Here is an 18,324-nt window from a genome sequence, read left to right as displayed (position 1 = left end):
CCCGCCACCCCATATAAAGCCGTGGATATCACCTTGAAAGAGCCCCCCTGCCACAATGGGCCTCTCCGTTAAACAGATCGAAATGGCGCGTTCCTATTTTGTTCGCCCACAAACATTTTACTCATACCAAGCTGTAAAAATTTAAATGAAATTAAAGCTATATCTTTATTTCTACATTGCAAATCCCTTCATAAAATCTAGAGCCTCTCCATATAGAAAGGCTCTTACTCACTGTTATATCCTTATTTATCTGTCCTAACGAGTAGTGAACAGCACTCCACATGCGCCGTCATCGGAAACATATCCACAGGTTGGACTTCTAAAGTCTGATAGCCGCCATCTTCCAGTATGCGTAAATCGCGGGCAAGTGTAGCTGGGTTACATGATACATACACAACTTTCTTCGGCTTCATTTGCATGATCGTGTCTAAAAGGGCTTGGTCACAGCCTTTCCGAGGCGGGTCCACGACAAGGACATCTGCTTCGATGCCTTGCTTGTACCAGTTAGGGATGATCTTTTCAGCTTCTCCCACTGCGAATTCAACATTTTCTACACCATTTAATTGAGCATTCCTTCTGGCATCATCAATTGCTTCGGGGATAATTTCGACTCCATACACTTTCTTCGCTTTTTGCGCGAGAAAAAGCGAAATCGTGCCAATCCCACAGTATGCGTCAATCACGGTTTCTGCACCAGTCAGTCCCGCATATTCTAATGCTTTTTCATATAATACCTTTGTTTGTTCCGGGTTGACTTGGTAAAAAGAGCGTGCGGATATCGCGAATTGAATCTCTCCAATTGAATCAGTGATGGTTTCCCTGCCCCACAGCACCTTTGTCTCATTTCCGAAAATGACATTGGTCCGTTTCGAATTCACGTTTTGCACAATCGATTTGAGGTTTGGAATGGTCGCCACCAATTCCGCAATAATTTTTTTCCGATTCGGCAATTCCGCCGTTTTCGTTATAAGTACGATCATCGTTTCACCACTTATTTTGCCATAGCGAGCCATCACATGGCGAAGCACACCCTTATGGGATTTTTCATCATATGGTTTGATCCCATATTTTCCACATATCTCTTTTACCTTTTTCAAAACATGATCATTTTCCTCGACTTGAATCAAACATTCTTTCATATCAATAATGTCATGTGTGCGTTGTCGGTAAAACCCGCCAATTAAGCCACCTTCTCGTTCACCGATCGGAACTTGTGATTTATTGCGATATCGCCATGGACTTTCCATGCCAAGAACAGGATGTATGGTGACATTCTCTATTTTTCCGATCCGCTGCATCACATCACTGACTTGTTTTTCCTTGGCAATCAGTTGTCCTTCATAGCTTAAATGCTGAAGCTGGCAGCCGCCACATTCCTCATAAATCGGACATTCGGGGATTACCCGATACCGACTTTTTTCATAGATTTCCAAGATTTTCGCAAAGCCATAGCCTTTATTCAGTTTGGTGACCTTCACTTTCGCCCTTTCGCCTGGGAGGCCATTGGCAATAAATAGTGGATAACCATCCACCTTTGCTACCCCGTTACCGTCATGGGTTAAATCTTCAAAGGTAACCTCAATGATTTGATTTTTTTGAACTGGTAATTGTACTTTCGCCATTGCTGTCGTCCTTTTCCAAAATGTCTTAAAAAAAGCGCAAGCGCCTTGGGAATAGGAAGAAATGCTAAGTTCGCGCCGTCCTGGCGCAACGCCTTTCTGACCAACATCCTGTTGCCCTCCGACAATCAAATGTTCTGAGCCAAGAAAAGTCCGGTTTTGACTTTTATTGGCGAGGGTTTATGACCTCGGGGGGCTAGGCGCTGGAGCTAGATCCAAACACTAGCCAACTTTCTTATCTCGTTAAAAAGGAAATATAAAAGTCGGATCGTGTATTCCTATTTTAATGCATCCTTTAGCTTTTCAAGTTCTGCCTCACTCAATGTGACACCTTTTCCCATTTTTTCATGGTTGGGGGCCCAATCACGAATATCGTATTTCGGTTCTCGCCCATTCCAGCTAATCAGATTAAGTTCTTTTGTCCAACCCTTTGGTGACTCTGAAAGAACGGCAATTTGCTCAGTGATTTCAAATTTAATCTCAGCCACTTTTCATTTCTCCCTTCATTCATTGGTTATTCTAGTTAGATATTACCACAGAATGACTTCCTCACATAACCGCTATTAAAAATCTAAATTATGTCTTGTCCCTTTTCTTCAAAACGGGGACGACGCAGAGCCTTGTCCAACCCTTTATCTCTTGTTTCATCCAAAGCGGGGACAGCGCCGACCTTCGCCGTGCCCCTTTTCTGTGTTTCCTTCCAAAACGGGGACAGCGCCGACCTTCGCCGTGCCCCTTTTCTGCGTTTCCTTCCAAAACGGGGACGGCCGCACCTCTCGCCGTGCCCCTTTTCTGCGTTTCCTTCCAAAACGGGGACGGCCGCACCTCTCGCCGTGCCCCTTTTCTGTGTTCCCTTCCAAAACGGGGACGGCCGTACCTTTCGCCGTGCCCCTTTTCTTCTGTTTCCTCCAAAACGGGGACGGCCATGACTCTCGCCCTCCCCTTTTTCTTCTATTTTCCCGAAAACGAGGACGGCGCGATACCTTTCCCCCATTCCCAATCCCTATTCATACTCAAAAAGGAGACCCAATAATCAATTGGATCTCTTTCATTTTACAGATTTGACTCTTTCGCTTCTAAAATGGTCATAAACTCTTCGCCAGTGATTGTTTCTCTTTCTAATAAATATTTGGTAAGCTCATGTAATTTTTGCTTGTTGTCCTCTAAAATTTGAATCGCCTTCTGATGACAAGTTTTGATGATTTTTAAGACCTCATCATCAATTTTGGCTGCTGTTTCGGATGAAACCAAGAGGGATGTATCTCCACCTAAATAAGGATTATTAACTGTTTCAAGTGCCATCATATCAAACTCTTCACTCATTCCAAATCGCGTTACCATTGATCTCGCAATTTTTGTAGCCTGTTCAATATCATTGGAGGCGCCTGAGGTTACCCGGTTAAAAATGACTTCTTCTGCCGCACGCCCTCCCATAAAGGTAGTGATTTTATCCAAAGCCTCTTCTTTACTCATGAGTACTTTTTCGCCTTCCTCGACCTGCATTGTATAGCCTAGAGCACCGGAAGTCCTTGGGATAATGGTGATTTTATGAACAGGGGCAGAATGGCTTTGTTTAGCAGCAACTAGCGCATGGCCAATTTCATGGTAAGAAATCGTTAATTTATCTTTCATCGAAATGAGGGTATTTTTTCTCTGATATCCTGCTAAAACCACTTCAACCGATTCTTCCAAATCACTTTGGTTCACTTCTTTACGTCCCATTTTTACGGCACGAAGCGCTCCTTCATTAATCATATTGGCTAAGTCAGCCCCAGATGCTCCAGATGTCGCTCTCGCAATCGCATTAAAGTCCACATCGTCTGCCATTTTTACTTTCTCCGCATGCACTTTTAATACTTGTTCTCGTCCTAAAAGATCGGGTAACTCCACTGGCACACGGCGATCAAATCTTCCTGGTCTAAGTAATGCTTTATCTAATGTTTCAGGTCTGTTCGTTGCCGCTAAAATAACGACTCCTTTATCTGCATCAAAACCATCCATTTCGGTTAATAGCTGGTTTAAAGTTTGTTCTCTCTCATCATTTCCACTTGGTCCTCCTGAAGTTCGGCTTTTTCCAATTGTGTCAATTTCATCGATAAAAACAATACATGGTGCCTTCTCTTGTGCTTGTTTAAATAGGTCTCTCACTCTTGCTGCTCCCATTCCGACAAACATTTCCACAAATTCCGATCCCGAGATAGAGAAGAAGGGAACTTTAGATTCACCGGCCACTGCTTTGGCTAATAAGGTTTTCCCTGTTCCAGGTGGCCCTACTAATAACGCTCCTTTTGGAATATTAGCACCAATTTCTTGGTATTTTTTTGGATTGTGAAGAAAATCAACAATTTCCTGTAAGGCTTCCTTCGCTTCTTCTTGTCCAGCGACATCTGCGAATGTTTTACCTGTTTGCGCTTCTACATAGACTTTCGCTTTGCTTTTTCCAAAAGTCATGGCATTCGCGCCACCACCCATTTTTCCAGCTAATTTACGAGCGAAAAATTGCCCAAGTGCGATAAAAATGACTAAAGGCAAAATCCAGGCTAATATAAATTTTAAAAGCGGGGAGGCTTCTTTCGGGACTACCTTTGTAAACTCGACATCCGCATCATATAATCGATTCACAAGGTCTGGATCATCCATACGACCCGTAACATAAACCTTTTCCCTACCACTTCCATCTACAACGGTATAGCCAATTTGATTATCTTGTATTTCAACGGTACTCACATTCCCTTGTTCAATTTGTTTTAAGAAGGTCCCATAATCCACCTCTGATATCCTTTGCTGAATAATAGAAGGAAAGACAAAAGCATTTAGGACCATCACCACTAAAACAGATATTAAAATATAATAGATCAGTGGCTTCTTCGGATTCTTTTGTATTTTCATATATGTTTTCTCCTTATTCTGATTATGATTTTACAGTTTGTCCCATTTTTTGTAATAACCTATTTAATTGTTTTAAACCAATAATGATCTCATTCATAGTTTGCTCAGATTCTGATTTTGTATATAAGCTGATTTTCTTAATGATTACTTGATCAATATCTGTAACAATTTCTTTTCCTTTTTGAGTGAGGATCACCAATACAACTCTTTCATCCTCAGGCTTTCTAATCCGCTCCAACAGCTCCATTTTCTCCAGCTTCTTACACATTGTAGAGATATTTGTACCTGCCATTTTTATTTCATTCGCAAGACTCCCGATCGTATGGGAGCCACTTTGGCGAATTTCCATAAGAATCCGAAACTGAAGTGTCGTCAGTCCAAACTGTTCAATAATTGGATTAAACACTTTATTCGTATTTTCATTAATTTCCCTTGAATAATCCCAGAGATATTGTTTAAACTCCTCCAAATCCATACAAAAAATCCCCCATCCACCTATGATTCATAATACATATAAAGTATATATATTATATTTTATATTAAATATAATATAATTTCAATATAAGGGAAATAAAAAAGAGTCCGCTCTTCAAGTATGTTTGAAAAACGGACACATTATTCTAAAGTAGCTTCTGCGAGCATCTGACAAATTTCATCCTGGATTTTACTCATAGATCCTTGTATGTAATTATTCATCATAATAGAAAAAATCAGCTTTTCTCCGTTTGTATTTGTCACATATCCTGAGAGGGTGCTTACGCCTGTAAGGGAGCCTGTCTTTGCCTTCACCTTTCCTTTCAGCACTTCATCTGTCATACGATAGCGTAAAGTTCCGCCGACCATTTTACCTGGTTCACCTGCAATCGGTTGGGATGCTTCAAAGGCGGGGTACCATCCCTTTTTTTGGACTTTAAATAGTAATTTTGTTAATTCATTCGGTGGGAGCAGATTTTTATCAGAAATCCCTGATCCATCACGTAATAAAATTTGGTCGATATTTAATCCGAAATCAGCAAGCGTCGCTTCCATGACAGCTAGTCCACTGGCCCAACTCCCTTCATTATGAATCACTTTCCCCATTTCCTTCACCAATATTTCCGCATGAATATTATTACTTAGTTTCATAAAGGGGATCAGTAAATCTTGCAATGGCATAGATTTTTTGGAAACTAAAACAACAGCAGACTCTGGTGTAATCCCTGTCCTTTCTTTTCCATTCCAAGCGATTTTCTTATCCTTCAAAGCCACTCCCATTAAATTGACAACATAACCAGTCGGTTCCCAAACCGCCATTTCCACCCTTGTTTTTGCTGTTTCAAGCGGAACATCTCCTTGAATGATGATCCGATTGGTCCCATGTTCTCTTACAATCGAAAGATCATCAGGCTCAGGCTTTTCCTTGGCTACTGTTTTTGCTTGATTGACAATTTCCACATAGTCTGACTTAGGCTTTATCTCCATAATGGGAGGCGCTCCCTCTTTTTTTCCTGGCTCTACATCCAGTATTAGACTGCCTGCATTATAGTCCTCGTCAGGGGAAATCGTAAGGGCTGAAATTTGCCCACCATAATAATACGATTCATCAGACCAGATTAAATCTTGGGAATAGCGGACATCATCATACCAGCTATCATCCCCAATAATATCGCCTTGAATCTTTTTGATCCCCTTCTTCTTTAATTTTAAAGCAAATGCCTCTAAATCCTTTTGCAGAAGGGTTGGGTCGCCTTTTCCCTTGATGTACAAATTTCCGTGCAATACGCCTTTTTTTATTTTTCCATCTGTTAAAATTTCCGTAGAAAATTGGTAGTCAGGTCCTAACACTTCCATAGCTGTTGCAGTGGTCAGCAGTTTCAGGTTAGAGGCCGGACGTAATTGAGTTTGACCATTATGCGAATAGATCAGTTCACCGCTGTCTGCTTTTCGAACACTGATCCCCGTAATAACCCCATCAAGACGCGGGTTCTGTAAAATCGAATTGATTTTTTCAGCTATGGTGGCCGACTCGTTAACAGGATCGGGTGGTTGCTGACTAAACGCAGAATAGATAGATTCCTTTTCCAATACAACGGTTCTAAGTTGCGGAAAATTGCTTTCCATTGTGATGGTGAATCCGCCAGCTTTTGTTGAGATAGGGAGCCAGACCTGACTTTTTGCTATAAAAATGAACACACCACAAACAGCAATAAAAAGAACGATTTTGATTTTGTTTTGATGTTTCAACCTGCTTGTACCTTCCCTCTCATTAAGGTCGGCCATTTTTCCAAACATTCACGAGGAATTCTTTATTTGGATAATCCGATGATTGCAGTTTTTCGATGACTTCATCTATATCATAATCAACCCGAACAATTGATGCTTGTATGCTTCGATCTTGTATATCGACAAGACTATAGGATGCTTGACTTGAACCATCAAAAGGCAGGCCAATACTTCCTAAATTCACCACCGCTTTTCCGTTGATAAAACGAATATAAGGGGTATGAATATGACCATAAAGATATAAATTAGCTTCACGTCCCATTAATTTTTCCTGTATGGTCTCATCATCTGCAAATGGCACTACAACTTCAAATAAACTATCCGGTGTCGCATGAAAAGCATGGATATCCAGGTCACTTATCGTCGTCTTGATCTCTGTTGGCAGATTCTGCAGGTAATCGATATCTGCTTCATTCAGCTGAGAGTATGTCCATTCCCGCTCTTTCCTCATCATATCCAAAGCTTGTTCGGGAACCTCTCCTTCTTCAACACCTCTCACAACCCACTCATCTGCATTCCCTTTAATCACTTGACAATTTAAAGATTGGACCAATTCCAATGAACGCTTTGGCTCTGGTCCGCGATAGCAAAGATCCCCTAGTACAAAGACTTTGTCGACTGCTTTTTCCTTAAGATCTTTCATCACCGCTTCTAAAGCGGTTGCATTCCCATGAATATCCGAAATAAACGCTAATCTCATGTAAAATCCTCTCCCGTAGCTCTTTTTTAAAAGTTTATCGTATTTAATAAGATGATTCAATTCACACTACTTCAGTCCTATTAAAAGTCACCTATCATCCATGGATTTACAACGGGTATCACAATGATCGACCTTTTCATTGAGGTAAGTGGAATGAAGAGGAGCAAGAAGAGATTCACATAATTAACTATAAAAAAGAAAACTGGAACTCTGCTTTTTTCTTCCCTTTTCAGTGCTCCAGTCCTTTACCGTTTCACTTCATAGCCTTTTGGATTTTTCGTTTGCCAATTCCATGCATCTACACACATTTCCTGTATTCCTTTGGTGGCGACCCAGTCAAGTTCTCTTTTGGCTTTGGACACATCGGCAAAGCTCACCGCAACATCACCAGGCCGCCTATTTACTATTTTATATGGTATTCTCTTTCCTGAAGCTGCTTCAAATGCGGCTACTAATTCCAATACACTATACCCTTCTCCCGTCCCTAGATTATAAGCCTCTATCCCCGTTGTGTTCAGTACTTTTTCCAGTGCCTTCACGTGGCCCCTGGCTAGATCAACAACATGAATATAATCACGAATCCCCGTACCATCGCGAGTTGGATAATCATTCCCAAAAATCAATAATTCATCTCGTATTCCGATTGCGACTTGCGTGATATAAGGCATCAAATTATTGGGAATTCCTTTTGGATTTTCGCCAATTTTCCCACTTGGATGGGCTCCAATTGGATTAAAATACCGCAAAAGTGCGATACTCCAGCTTGCATCAGATTGATACAGGTCTTTTAATATCTGTTCAATCATTAATTTCGTTCGTCCGTATGGATTCATTGCCGAAAGACTAGCATCCTCCTTTATCGGAACCTGTTCCGGTTTTCCATATACCGTTGCGGAAGAACTAAACACCAAGTTTTTCACATGATACTTTTTCATCATTTCACATAAACTAATTGTCCCTATAATATTGGTTTGATAGTAGGAAAGCGGAAAAGCAACAGATTCTCCGACAGCTTTTAACCCAGCAAAATGAATAACTGCCTCAATATGATTTTCATAAAATACTGTTTCTAAGCCTGTTTCATCCAGTAAATCAATGGAATATATTTGGATTCTTTGTCCTGTCAATTCCATTACCCTTTGCAATGATTTTGGACGACTATTGCTGTAATTATCAATAACAATCACTTGATAACCGGCTTGAAGCAATTCAAAACAAGTATGAGATCCAATATAACCTGCACCACCTGTAACCAAGATAGCCAAATTTCCTCCCGCCCCTTCACTATAACCAAAGTTTGTTATATATGAATCTTATAATTTCCCTCGTGAATTTATTCATTACTACAAAAAAAAGACCATCACCCTATCCTAAAAATAGGTGATGATCTCTTATTATTTTCCGCCTATTACATTTCAATCTTTTTACCCTTTTCTTGAGATAAAGCCGCTTGCTCATTCACAGCCGTTAAACCAAGCACATCTTCTTTTGTAATGCTAGGCGTTGTCCCATGTAAAATCGAAGAGGTCCACTGTTGCATTGGCATTGGCAAGGCTTCTGGTAATTCCGGTGTTTGCCAACCTTGTTCAGATAAGTGACTGCTTTGGATACGAACATTTCCTTCCTCAATCAATAATACTCCCTCTGTTCCATATAATTCCAATTGGAATGGACTTCCATAGGAAGTAAAGCCAGATTCAATAATCCCAATTGCGCCAGATTCATATTCAACTAAAACTGCTGCATTATCCTCTACTGCGAATTCTTTGGATTGTTGAAATTGGGCTTGTACAGTTTTTGCAGGTCCAGCCAGGCGATTGGTTAAATAGATTGGATGAGCACCTAGATCCATTAAGGCGCCACCACCAGCCTGTTCTTTATTAAAAAATCGCTCAGGTAACCAACCTGTTTTCGCTCCATTTTGTCCGACACCGCCATTATGCGCAAGCCGGCAACGAATCGTTGTGAGTCTTCCTAGTTTACCAGAATCTAAAGCTTCTTGTGCATATAAATAATAGTTTTCTGTTAGACGTGGAAGAGACAACATTAACTTTACATTATTTTCTTCCACAGCTTGATAGATGTCTTCACAATCTTGTACAGTAAAAGCGAGTACTTTTTCAGTAAAAATATGTTTCTTATTTTTAGCGGCTGCTACAATAATTTCTTTATGTAGATTCGTAGGCGTACTCACAATTACTGCATCTATATTAGGATTAGATAATACTTTATCAAGATCCGCTTCAAAAGGGACATTTAATTCTTTTGCCCAATCTTCCCCACGTTTTCTTTCCTCATCCCATATTAGTTCGATTGATAAATCCGGGTTTTGCTTGGCACTGTTGGCATAATCATCTGCATGTACATGCCATCTACTTAGTAAAGCGACTTTAATCAAGTTTGACACTCCTTTTAATGTAAATTGTTATCCCTTTCATCATAAAGGAATAGCTTGAAAATTGACAGCAAAAACAATCATAATGGAGTAATAAAAGCATGCTGACTAGCGGTGTGCAAATCTCGCCAAATTTTATTTAAAGAGGAAGTTTCCATAATCGCGTCCATCCCTAAATATCGCATTAGCGTATCCACCCCTTGAATCACCAGTTGCAGATCTTCTTTACACATTTTACTGAATTGGTTAATTTCTTTTTCAGAAAGGCTGTTTCCTTGTACATGAAGATTCCATAACCTTTCAATCTCTGTATAAAAAGTGTCTACTTTTTGTTGGAAAATGGTTTCTTGTTCAGTTAACAGCAGATCAACAGGACGGAACCTTGTATCATCATTCTTTATTCTTCTTTTCACAATCTGTCTTGCTTCTTGATAAAAGTGCATCGTAATCCCTAAACAAACCGACATAAATGATGCTTGTGAAAAAGGAAGAAAAGGAAAACGATGAACTGGTCCAGCATATTCATTTTTCGGAACATCCAATTTAAAGGTATATTCATCTGAAACTAAAGCATTCCTTACTCTTATTGTGTGACTGCCCGTTCCTCGTAACCCTAAAGCATTCCAATCTTCGATGATTTCCACTTGATGCGGCATGAAGATAAAGCTACGTATTTCTCCCTCTTCTGTTTGGCTATTGGCCGTATAAAAAGAAGCAAATGGAGAACCACTGCAATATTTCCACTCCCCACTTACGATATAGCCCCCATCGATTTTCCTTGCCTTGCCATTGGGATAACCACTTCCTGCTATCACCGCTTTCTCATCTTTAAACAATTGCTCAGCTAATGATTTTTCGATATTGGGAATAAACATTCCTCCACCTGAGCCAATCGCTGTAAGCCAACCCATGTTTCCTTCCGTTTCCGATACTTTTTGGAATACCCGCAAGGCAGCCGGTAAATCTAACATTCTCCCGCCTAGTTCTTCAGGAATGAATAATTTAAACAATTTTTCTTCGTATAGCCATTGAAGCAATGTATCGGGAATCCCTCCTGAATAATCAATATACATTGCCTGCCCCCTAATATCATCTACCAACGCCTTGTCATACATATATGTCCACCAGCCCATTACTCTTTTTTCTTCGGTACGAAATCAAAAATCTCATGGCTTTCGAATGATTCCACGACTCTTTCTAACCATTCAAAATACGCATAGATATATTCTAATTTTTCGATATCTACCCTTGCTAATTCTATCACATCTTCACTTGTATGTTCGTCCGAAACTAATTTTTTTAACTCAGCTAGGGATTTTTTTATTTCGATCTTATGGACAGAAATGGCACTCTCCCACTTGGTAGAAAATAAATCAATAAAGCTCTGATACCAATCTTCCTCCGCCTGATATAAATCTTTTCTTACACCCTTTTTCCAAACCCGTTCCACCATTTTTAAATCGGACAAGGCCCTTACCGAAGTACTCATACTTGTTTTACTCATTCCTAGTTCTTCTTTCATTTCATCAAGGGTCAGTGGTTTGCGTTGAAAAAACATCATCCCATAAAGTCTACCGGCTGATGGAGTGAGTCCATATAAATGAATGTTCTGGGCGATGGTCTCAATAATTCTTTCACGTGCCTTATCCAGCTGCTCCATATCTTCCATATCATTCACATCCTAATAATCATAATAATTTATAAGAATTTTTCAATATATTATAGAAGAAAAAAATTATATAAACCTCATCCATATTAACAAAAATGCCCTAATGTCTCCACTTTATTATATTCGTATGCGGAAAGTAAAGATTTAAGTGTTGTAGGAAACGGGAGGAAATGAGAGGATGTTTAAGAAAACCCATTGTTTACTTTGTACAGTTTATTCTGTACATACAAAATTAACTGAATGAGACGATATATGGTCTTTGTCATTCCCGTCATCTTTCCCTAACATTATATAGGTAACCGAAGGAGGAAGAGTATGGGGGAAAAAAACATAGAAATTAAGGTTGAAAAGTTGACAAAGGTCTTTGGCAAACATCCAAAGCGCGCCGTTCAACTGCTGAGAGAAAATAAAACAAAAGATGAGATTCTGCGTGAAACCGGAATGACCGTTGGTGTGAACCAAGCTTCATTCGAGGTTACTTCAGGTGAAGTGTTCGTCATCATGGGTCTTTCTGGGAGCGGAAAATCCACGCTCATCAGATTGTTGAACCGCTTGATAGAACCTACGTCCGGTAATGTTTGGATTGATGGAAAAGATATCACAAAGATGAACAAAGAGGAGTTACGTGAAGTCCGCCGCAAAAAAATGAGTATGGTGTTTCAAAAGTTTGCACTACTCCCTCACAAAACAATCCAACAAAATACCGAATATGGTTTAGAAATCCAAGGTGTCGATAAGGAAGAACGCGCCCAGAAAGCACGTGAAGCATTAAATTTAGTTGGCCTTGGTGGCTATACGGATAAATATCCAAATGAACTCTCGGGTGGAATGCAGCAACGTGTAGGATTAGCACGGGCACTCGCTAATGATCCCGATATTTTATTGATGGATGAAGCATTCAGTGCGCTTGATCCCCTGATTCGTAAAGACATGCAAGATGAGTTACTCGATTTACATGACTCTGTTGGGAAAACCATTATTTTCATTACTCATGACTTGAATGAAGCGTTACGTCTTGGTGACCGAATCGCTTTAATGAGAGACGGTGTCATTGTCCAAATTGGCACAGCGGAAGAGATATTAATGGATCCAGCCAATGATTATGTAGAAAGATTTGTGGAAGATGTCGATCTATCTAAAGTATTGACAGCCGGTCATATTATGAAACGCGCTGAAAATGTAACCCCCGATAGAGGACCACGCGTTGCCTTACAAATGATGCGAGATCAAGGTATTTCCACCGTATATGTGATGGATAAAAAAAGAAAGCTGTTAGGCTATATTACAGCAAATCAGGCCTCAGATGCCATTAAAGAAAAGAAAACAATTGAAGATGTCATGACCAAAGATGTCCCGACTGTTAGCCCGGACACATTTTTAGCCGATTTATTTGAATCAATGGCTTCAGCCGATGTACCCTTAGCTGTTGTCGATGATCAAGGACGTTTGCAAGGTATCGTTGTAAAAGGTGCGATCATGGGCGCAATGGCTGGGAATGATGAGGTCATTAATGGAAATGGGGTGATCTCATAATGGAAGATCAACTTTTCCCAAAACTGCCACTAAAAGAGTGGGTTGAAACTTTTGTAAGTTTTTTAACTGATCATCTTGGGGTCATCTTTGATGGAATTTCTAGTGGGATTAAAAGTGTAACGGATGCACTCGTATGGCTATTGTCGATTGGTCATATTCCTGGTGCACCTTACATCCTTATCATTATAATCTCACTTATCGCTTGGCGAGTAGCAGGTTGGAAAACAGGACTCTTTTCACTTATTGGGCTTGCTTTAATCAATAATCTTGGTTATTGGTCAGAGACGCTTGATACTTTATCGCTCATCATTATATCGGTTATCTTTTCCATCATCATTGGGGTACCGATTGGCATTTGGATGTCGCAAAAAGACTCCGTCCAGTCCACAATTACACCGATTCTTGACTTCATGCAAACAATGCCCGCATTTGTTTACTTGATTCCATCTGTTGTTTTCTTTGGTATTGGTATGGTCCCAGGAGTCATCGCAACGATTATCTTCTCCATGCCACCGACAGTTAGAATGACCAATCTTGGTATCCGTCAGGTAGACGGAGAATTAATAGAAGCAGCGAATGCTTTTGGTTCAACAACAGGGCAAAGACTTGGAAAAGTACAAATTCCACTTGCCATGCCTACTATGATGGCAGGCGTGAATCAGACGATCATGTTGTCGCTATCGATGGTTGTCACCGCCTCGCTTGTAGGAGCACCTGGTCTCGGAGAAATTGTCTATCGTTCAGTCACTCAAATTAAAATTGGGCTAGGATTTGAAGGTGGTTTGGCACTTGTTATTATTGCCATGGTGCTTGATCGTATTACACAAGGAGTAAACAAAAAGTAAGCAACATCTCCATTTATGGAGTTGTAAATATACATTATTATTTAGGGGGATTTTTTACATGACAAGAAAGAAATTTTATCTTGTAGGTTTTGTATTTATGCTGGCATTTTCCATGTTCTTGGCAGCATGCGGGAACAATGGTGATAATGATTCTAACGGGAACGATTCGGCAGGTTCTGACACAGACGGAGGTAGCGGAGTTGAGTTAGGGCAGAAAGATTTAACCCTTCCTTATGTGGCATGGGCACGGGAAACTCCTGTCAGCTACTTATTGGCTGCTGTTCTGGAAGATGTTGGGTACAACGTTGATGTCAAACAAGTTGAAGCAGGACCGATGTGGTCTAGTGTAGCCGATGGTTCCGCTGATTTCATGGCATCCGCTTGGTTACCATCTACACACGCTAGTTATTGGGAACAGTATGAAGATGATGTTGTAAAAGTAAATGAAGTATTGGATAAGGCACCATTAGCACTTGCCGTGCCAAGCTATGTGGAAGATATAAACTCCATTGAAGACTTGAAAGATAATAAAGAATTTGGAGATTCAGTCGATTGGACGATTACTGGTATTGATGCCGGTGCCGGCATAATGGCTAATACCGAGACAGCTATGGAAGAATATGGATTAGATGATTGGAAACTGGTATCGAGTTCTGAAGCAGCGATGATTGCTGAATTGAAGTCTGCCTATAATAAAGAAGAACCAATCGTTGTTCCACTTTGGAAACCACACTGGGTATTTGGTGTAATGGATATGAAAATGTTGGAAGATCCTAAGGGAATTTACGGAGGAGATGGAGATCAAATCTACATCGTCGCCCGCAAAGGATTAAAGGAAGATGCTCCAGCAGCTTATAAAATCCTAGAACAATATACAGAAGACTATGACATGGTAGAGGAACTAATGCCACCAGTCTTCGATGAAGATAAAGATCCAGCAGACGTTGCACAACAATTTATGGAAGACCATCCAGATCTTATTGAACAATGGACTGAAGGCGTAAAATAACTTTATTTATAATGAAAGAATAGAATAAAAATCCCTCTGCCGACATAATAGCAGAGGGGTTTTTGTTTTATAAGACTTGGGCATTCAAAATGCTTTGAGCAAATATGGACATAAAAGCTGAACAATTTTAAAAATATGGAGGATTGATTATATGGGTAGAAAATGGCCATTTGTTAGTTTAGTATTTGTGCTCGCTCTTTCCATGTTGTTGGCGGCATGTGGAAGCGATTCAGAGGAAGATAATGATTCTAATACAGGATCCGGTATCGAATTAGGCCAGAAAGATTTAACCCTCCCTTATGTAGCTTGGGCACGGGAAATGCCTGTGAGCTATTTATACGCCGCTATTCTCGAAGATGTTGGGTATAATGTGGAGTTGAAACAAGTGGAGGCTGGTCCCATGTGGTCCAGTGTGGCTGATGGCTCCGCTGACTTCTTTACAGGTGCTTCCTTACCAGTCATTCACGGTGAATACGAGAAAAAATATGGTGATGATGTGGTAAAAGTGAATATGAACGATGAACAAACACTAAATGCCCTGACTGTTCCAAGTTACATGGAAGATGTGAATTCCATAGAGGATTTGCAAAACAATAAAGAGTTAGGTGATTCGGTCGACTGGAAAATTACTGGAATTGATCCTGGTGCTGGATTGATGTCGAATACAGAGATCGCAATGGATGAATATCATCTAAAAGATGACTGGGAACTATCCTCCAGTTCTGAATCTGCAATGTTGGCGGAACTAAAAACTAAATATGATAAAGAAGAGCCAATTGTGGTTACATTATGGACCCCGCACTGGGCCTTTGGTGTCTGGGATTTGAAAATGTTAGATGATCCTAAAGGGGTATATGGAGATGGTGATCAAATTTACACGGTCGCTCGTAAAGGGTTTAAGGAAGATGCGCCAGCCGCTTATAAGATATTAGAACAATATACGGAAGATCCAGATATGATTGCGGAAGAACTAATGGCGCCTATTTTTAATGAGGATCAGGATCCTGAAGATGTTGTACGGGAATTTATTGATAACCATCCAGACCTTATTGAGGAGTGGACAAAAGGCGTAAAATAGGTTTGTTCGTTAAAAATGTAAACGGTAATCTAACACGACCATTTATATAGACGAAAAATAGGCAAAATGAATCCATTCACCATAATCGAGGTGAAGGGATTTATTTGCTGCTTTTCGGAAACGAAGTGATCGGAATTGACTATACATAGGCTTCATGACCAAGTTACTGATCTATTTCGTTTAGAACTTCACCAATTTTCCGATCATGAATCACTAGATCAGCATAAATGTCCAATTCTGTTGGCTCAAGATTAATGATCACAAGCTTGGCCCCATTTTGTTTGGCGATCAAGGGAAATTGATTGGCGGGTGTAACACTTAATGACGAACCAAGAACGATGAATAAATCAGCTTTTTCACTTTCTTTTGTTGCTTGCACAAGGGCTTCCTCTGGCAACATTTCACCAAATAAGACAACCGAAGGGCGTAGCTTGCCTCCGCATTCACAAATAAATTGCTCATTAGCATACTTTTCATTTCCATACTCGCGACCACATGATTGGCAATGCACCTTTTTCATCGTCCCATGCAATTCGATTACATTCTGACTCCCCGCATCTGTGTGAAAACCATCAATATTTTGCGTAATCAAACTTTGAATTCGTCCTTCTTTTTCCCACTTGGCGAGAATTTCGTGCCCACGATGGTATTTAGCCTCATTCAAGCCCAATACACGCTGACGGTAAAACTGAAAGAATTCCTCGACATTTTGATTCAGTGCTTCGATGCTTGCAATTTGGCTAGGATCTTTTTTTGTCCATAACCCTTTACCAGAAGAACGGAAATCGGGAAGCCCACTTTCTGTTGACATCCCCGCCCCAGTCAGAACGACTGTGTAATTTGATTCTTTTAACCATTGTCCTAACAAAAAAACCAGTCCTTTCTAGTAATTTTTTGTAAATGTCATGCTCTTTGCCTATTTGTGGATTCCTTTTATAAGATATTTTAAAAGACTGCATTTAAAGCCAGTAATAGCTTTAGATGCAGCCTTTGTTTTACCTCTATTCTAACACAACTTCTACTTCATCTGCCATGGCAGATACGGATTCTAATCCCCCGCCAGATAGATACCAGTTTTCTTTTTAAGTAAAAACTTATCAAAACAACCGTTTCTTATGTATTTACGGTTATTCTATCCATTTTCACCTGACAAGTCAACTATTTTATGGAATTAATTATGTGGTTTATTTCGTGTGGTTGTATAAATGAAGAACAGGAGCACCAGACAAAAAAGTCCAATACTCCTAAATTTGAAATGATTATTTGATTACTGTAAATCTGATTTTCTGACCCAACTATATAATTCCTTAATCAACACATCATCTTTTCCAACCTGCTGAATCGTGTAAGATTTATTTTTATATTGTGTTGGGATGTTAACAGCTGATCTAGAATATTTTTTAGCACCAGATTTAATCTTAACCTTCTGGCCAACTTTATAAGTTTTAGGTTTCGATGTAGGCTTACTAGGCTTTGATACTGGCTTCCCTGCTTTGAGCTTAAATAATAAGTCTAGATTCTGTTTAGCTGTCCCAGAATAGCCTTTAATACCGTACTCAGCAGCAAGTTTAGCCCTATTAGCAAATGAACTATCCATTTTTTTAGCCTTGAGATAATCAACTATACTATTAGTCTTTGTAGAAGCTTTAGGCTTTGATACGGGCTTGTTAGGTTGCTTAGGTGTGCTAGGCTTAGGCTTTGCTTTAACATCCTCTGTAGCCTTGTATTTAACGCCATAATAGCGACAAATGGCTTTGGCATGTACTTCTGCCATATCCTTGATATATTGACCTTGCTTCGATCCAAACACTAAATCAAAGTCTTTATTACCACTCATGAAGCCATTTTCAACTAATACCGCTGTCATATCTGTTTCTCTACAAATGTGAAGATCAGTCCAACTTCCCACCATGCTAGCGTGTAGGCCATTTCCATGAGTAGAGTATCCAGCTTTCTTGATTTCATCTACAACAATTTCAGCAAGTTTTTTAGAATCCTTCGCTGTATGCCAGTAAAAAACACAACGTCCATTTACATCTGAACTGCCATTAGCATTAGCATGAAGTGAATAAACTAAGTCAACCTTTTTGCTATTGTAATAGTTTGTTCTCTGAATCAATGGTACATCATTAGCATATGGCTTCTGATATACGATCACATTAAATCCGCATGTTTTCAGTAGCTTCTCTACTTCAATGGCTAATTTAGAGTTAAAATCATGTTCAGCATAACCTTTTCCATTTTTATAAACTCCCTTGGATGGAGGAAACGTATTTTTCCCATGCCCAATATCAAGTGCAATTGTTTTTGCCATTTATATCATTC

The 18,324-nt window shown here is 39.9% G+C and carries 16 protein-coding genes; 4 read left to right on the top strand and 12 right to left on the bottom strand.

What is annotated here, in order from left to right:
* Positions 1-242: 242 nt before the first annotated feature.
* The 10 genes from rlmD to KI363_RS17695 all read right to left on the bottom strand — a co-directional run bounded on the left by rlmD (position 243) and on the right by KI363_RS17695 (position 11,534).
* Positions 243-1,622 carry a 23S rRNA (uracil(1939)-C(5))-methyltransferase RlmD gene (rlmD, locus tag KI363_RS17740; RefSeq protein WP_212967158.1) on the bottom strand — a complete coding sequence of 460 codons (1,380 nt, stop codon included), beginning with the start codon at positions 1,620-1,622 and terminating at the stop codon, positions 243-245.
* 275 nt (positions 1,623-1,897) lie between these two features.
* Positions 1,898-2,107, bottom strand: coding sequence for a YdbC family protein (locus tag KI363_RS17735; RefSeq protein ID WP_158322603.1), 210 nt, complete (start codon positions 2,105-2,107; stop codon positions 1,898-1,900).
* 565 nt (positions 2,108-2,672) lie between these two features.
* A complete protein-coding gene (gene ftsH / locus KI363_RS17730) occupies positions 2,673-4,508 on the bottom strand; it encodes an ATP-dependent zinc metalloprotease FtsH (RefSeq protein ID WP_158322602.1) in 1,836 nt (611 codons plus the stop codon).
* A gap of 22 nt (positions 4,509-4,530) precedes the next feature.
* Complete coding sequence (locus KI363_RS17725; protein ID WP_212967157.1) at positions 4,531-4,983, bottom strand: MarR family winged helix-turn-helix transcriptional regulator; 453 nt, start codon at positions 4,981-4,983, stop codon at positions 4,531-4,533.
* 140 nt (positions 4,984-5,123) lie between these two features.
* Positions 5,124-6,731, bottom strand: coding sequence for a D-alanyl-D-alanine carboxypeptidase/D-alanyl-D-alanine endopeptidase (gene dacB / locus KI363_RS17720; RefSeq protein ID WP_212967156.1), 1,608 nt, complete (start codon positions 6,729-6,731; stop codon positions 5,124-5,126).
* 22 nt (positions 6,732-6,753) lie between these two features.
* Positions 6,754-7,470: a metallophosphoesterase family protein gene (locus tag KI363_RS17715; RefSeq protein WP_212967155.1), complete on the bottom strand. Its 717-nt coding sequence runs from the start codon at positions 7,468-7,470 to the stop codon at positions 6,754-6,756.
* 245 nt (positions 7,471-7,715) lie between these two features.
* Positions 7,716-8,735 (bottom strand): UDP-glucose 4-epimerase GalE, encoded by a 1,020-nt coding sequence (galE, locus tag KI363_RS17710; protein WP_212967154.1) that lies wholly within the window; start codon positions 8,733-8,735, stop codon positions 7,716-7,718.
* Positions 8,736-8,878: 143 nt separating this feature from the next.
* Entirely contained in the window at positions 8,879-9,868 is a 990-nt protein-coding gene (locus tag KI363_RS17705) for a Gfo/Idh/MocA family protein (protein WP_158322597.1), read from the bottom strand.
* A 77-nt stretch (positions 9,869-9,945) separates the two neighbouring features.
* Complete coding sequence (locus KI363_RS17700) at positions 9,946-10,938, bottom strand: acyl-CoA dehydrogenase family protein (RefSeq protein WP_212967153.1); 993 nt, start codon at positions 10,936-10,938, stop codon at positions 9,946-9,948.
* Positions 10,939-10,997: 59 nt separating this feature from the next.
* Positions 10,998-11,534, bottom strand: coding sequence for a GbsR/MarR family transcriptional regulator (locus KI363_RS17695; protein ID WP_212967152.1), 537 nt, complete (start codon positions 11,532-11,534; stop codon positions 10,998-11,000).
* A 315-nt stretch (positions 11,535-11,849) separates the two neighbouring features.
* Between KI363_RS17695 and KI363_RS17690 the strand changes: the two genes are divergently transcribed.
* From KI363_RS17690 to KI363_RS17675, 4 genes are all read left to right on the top strand, one after another.
* Positions 11,850-13,067, top strand: coding sequence for a quaternary amine ABC transporter ATP-binding protein (locus KI363_RS17690; protein WP_158322594.1), 1,218 nt, complete (start codon positions 11,850-11,852; stop codon positions 13,065-13,067).
* Positions 13,067-13,912 (top strand): ABC transporter permease, encoded by an 846-nt coding sequence (locus KI363_RS17685; RefSeq protein WP_191967492.1) that lies wholly within the window; start codon positions 13,067-13,069, stop codon positions 13,910-13,912. Before KI363_RS17690 ends, KI363_RS17685 begins: the two co-directional genes overlap by 1 nt.
* 58 nt (positions 13,913-13,970) lie before the next feature.
* Positions 13,971-14,921: a glycine betaine ABC transporter substrate-binding protein gene (locus KI363_RS17680; RefSeq protein ID WP_246516934.1), complete on the top strand. Its 951-nt coding sequence runs from the start codon at positions 13,971-13,973 to the stop codon at positions 14,919-14,921.
* 151 nt (positions 14,922-15,072) lie between these two features.
* Positions 15,073-15,999: a glycine betaine ABC transporter substrate-binding protein gene (locus KI363_RS17675; protein ID WP_212967151.1), complete on the top strand. Its 927-nt coding sequence runs from the start codon at positions 15,073-15,075 to the stop codon at positions 15,997-15,999.
* A 163-nt stretch (positions 16,000-16,162) separates the two neighbouring features.
* Here the strand turns inward: KI363_RS17675 and KI363_RS17670 are convergent, their stop codons facing one another.
* A complete protein-coding gene (locus KI363_RS17670; RefSeq protein ID WP_212967150.1) occupies positions 16,163-16,867 on the bottom strand; it encodes an NAD-dependent protein deacylase in 705 nt (234 codons plus the stop codon).
* 399 nt (positions 16,868-17,266) lie between these two features.
* Positions 17,267-18,313 carry an N-acetylmuramoyl-L-alanine amidase gene (locus KI363_RS22115; protein WP_246516933.1) on the bottom strand — a complete coding sequence of 349 codons (1,047 nt, stop codon included), beginning with the start codon at positions 18,311-18,313 and terminating at the stop codon, positions 17,267-17,269.
* Positions 18,314-18,324 lie beyond the last annotated feature (11 nt).

The organism is Lederbergia ruris, from assembly GCF_018332955.1.
GTDB classification, from domain to species: Bacteria; Bacillota; Bacilli; order Bacillales; family Bacillaceae_C; genus Lederbergia; species Lederbergia ruris.
The sequence above is the reverse complement of the archived record's forward strand: the minus strand, read 5'-3'. Positions and strand labels throughout refer to the sequence as shown.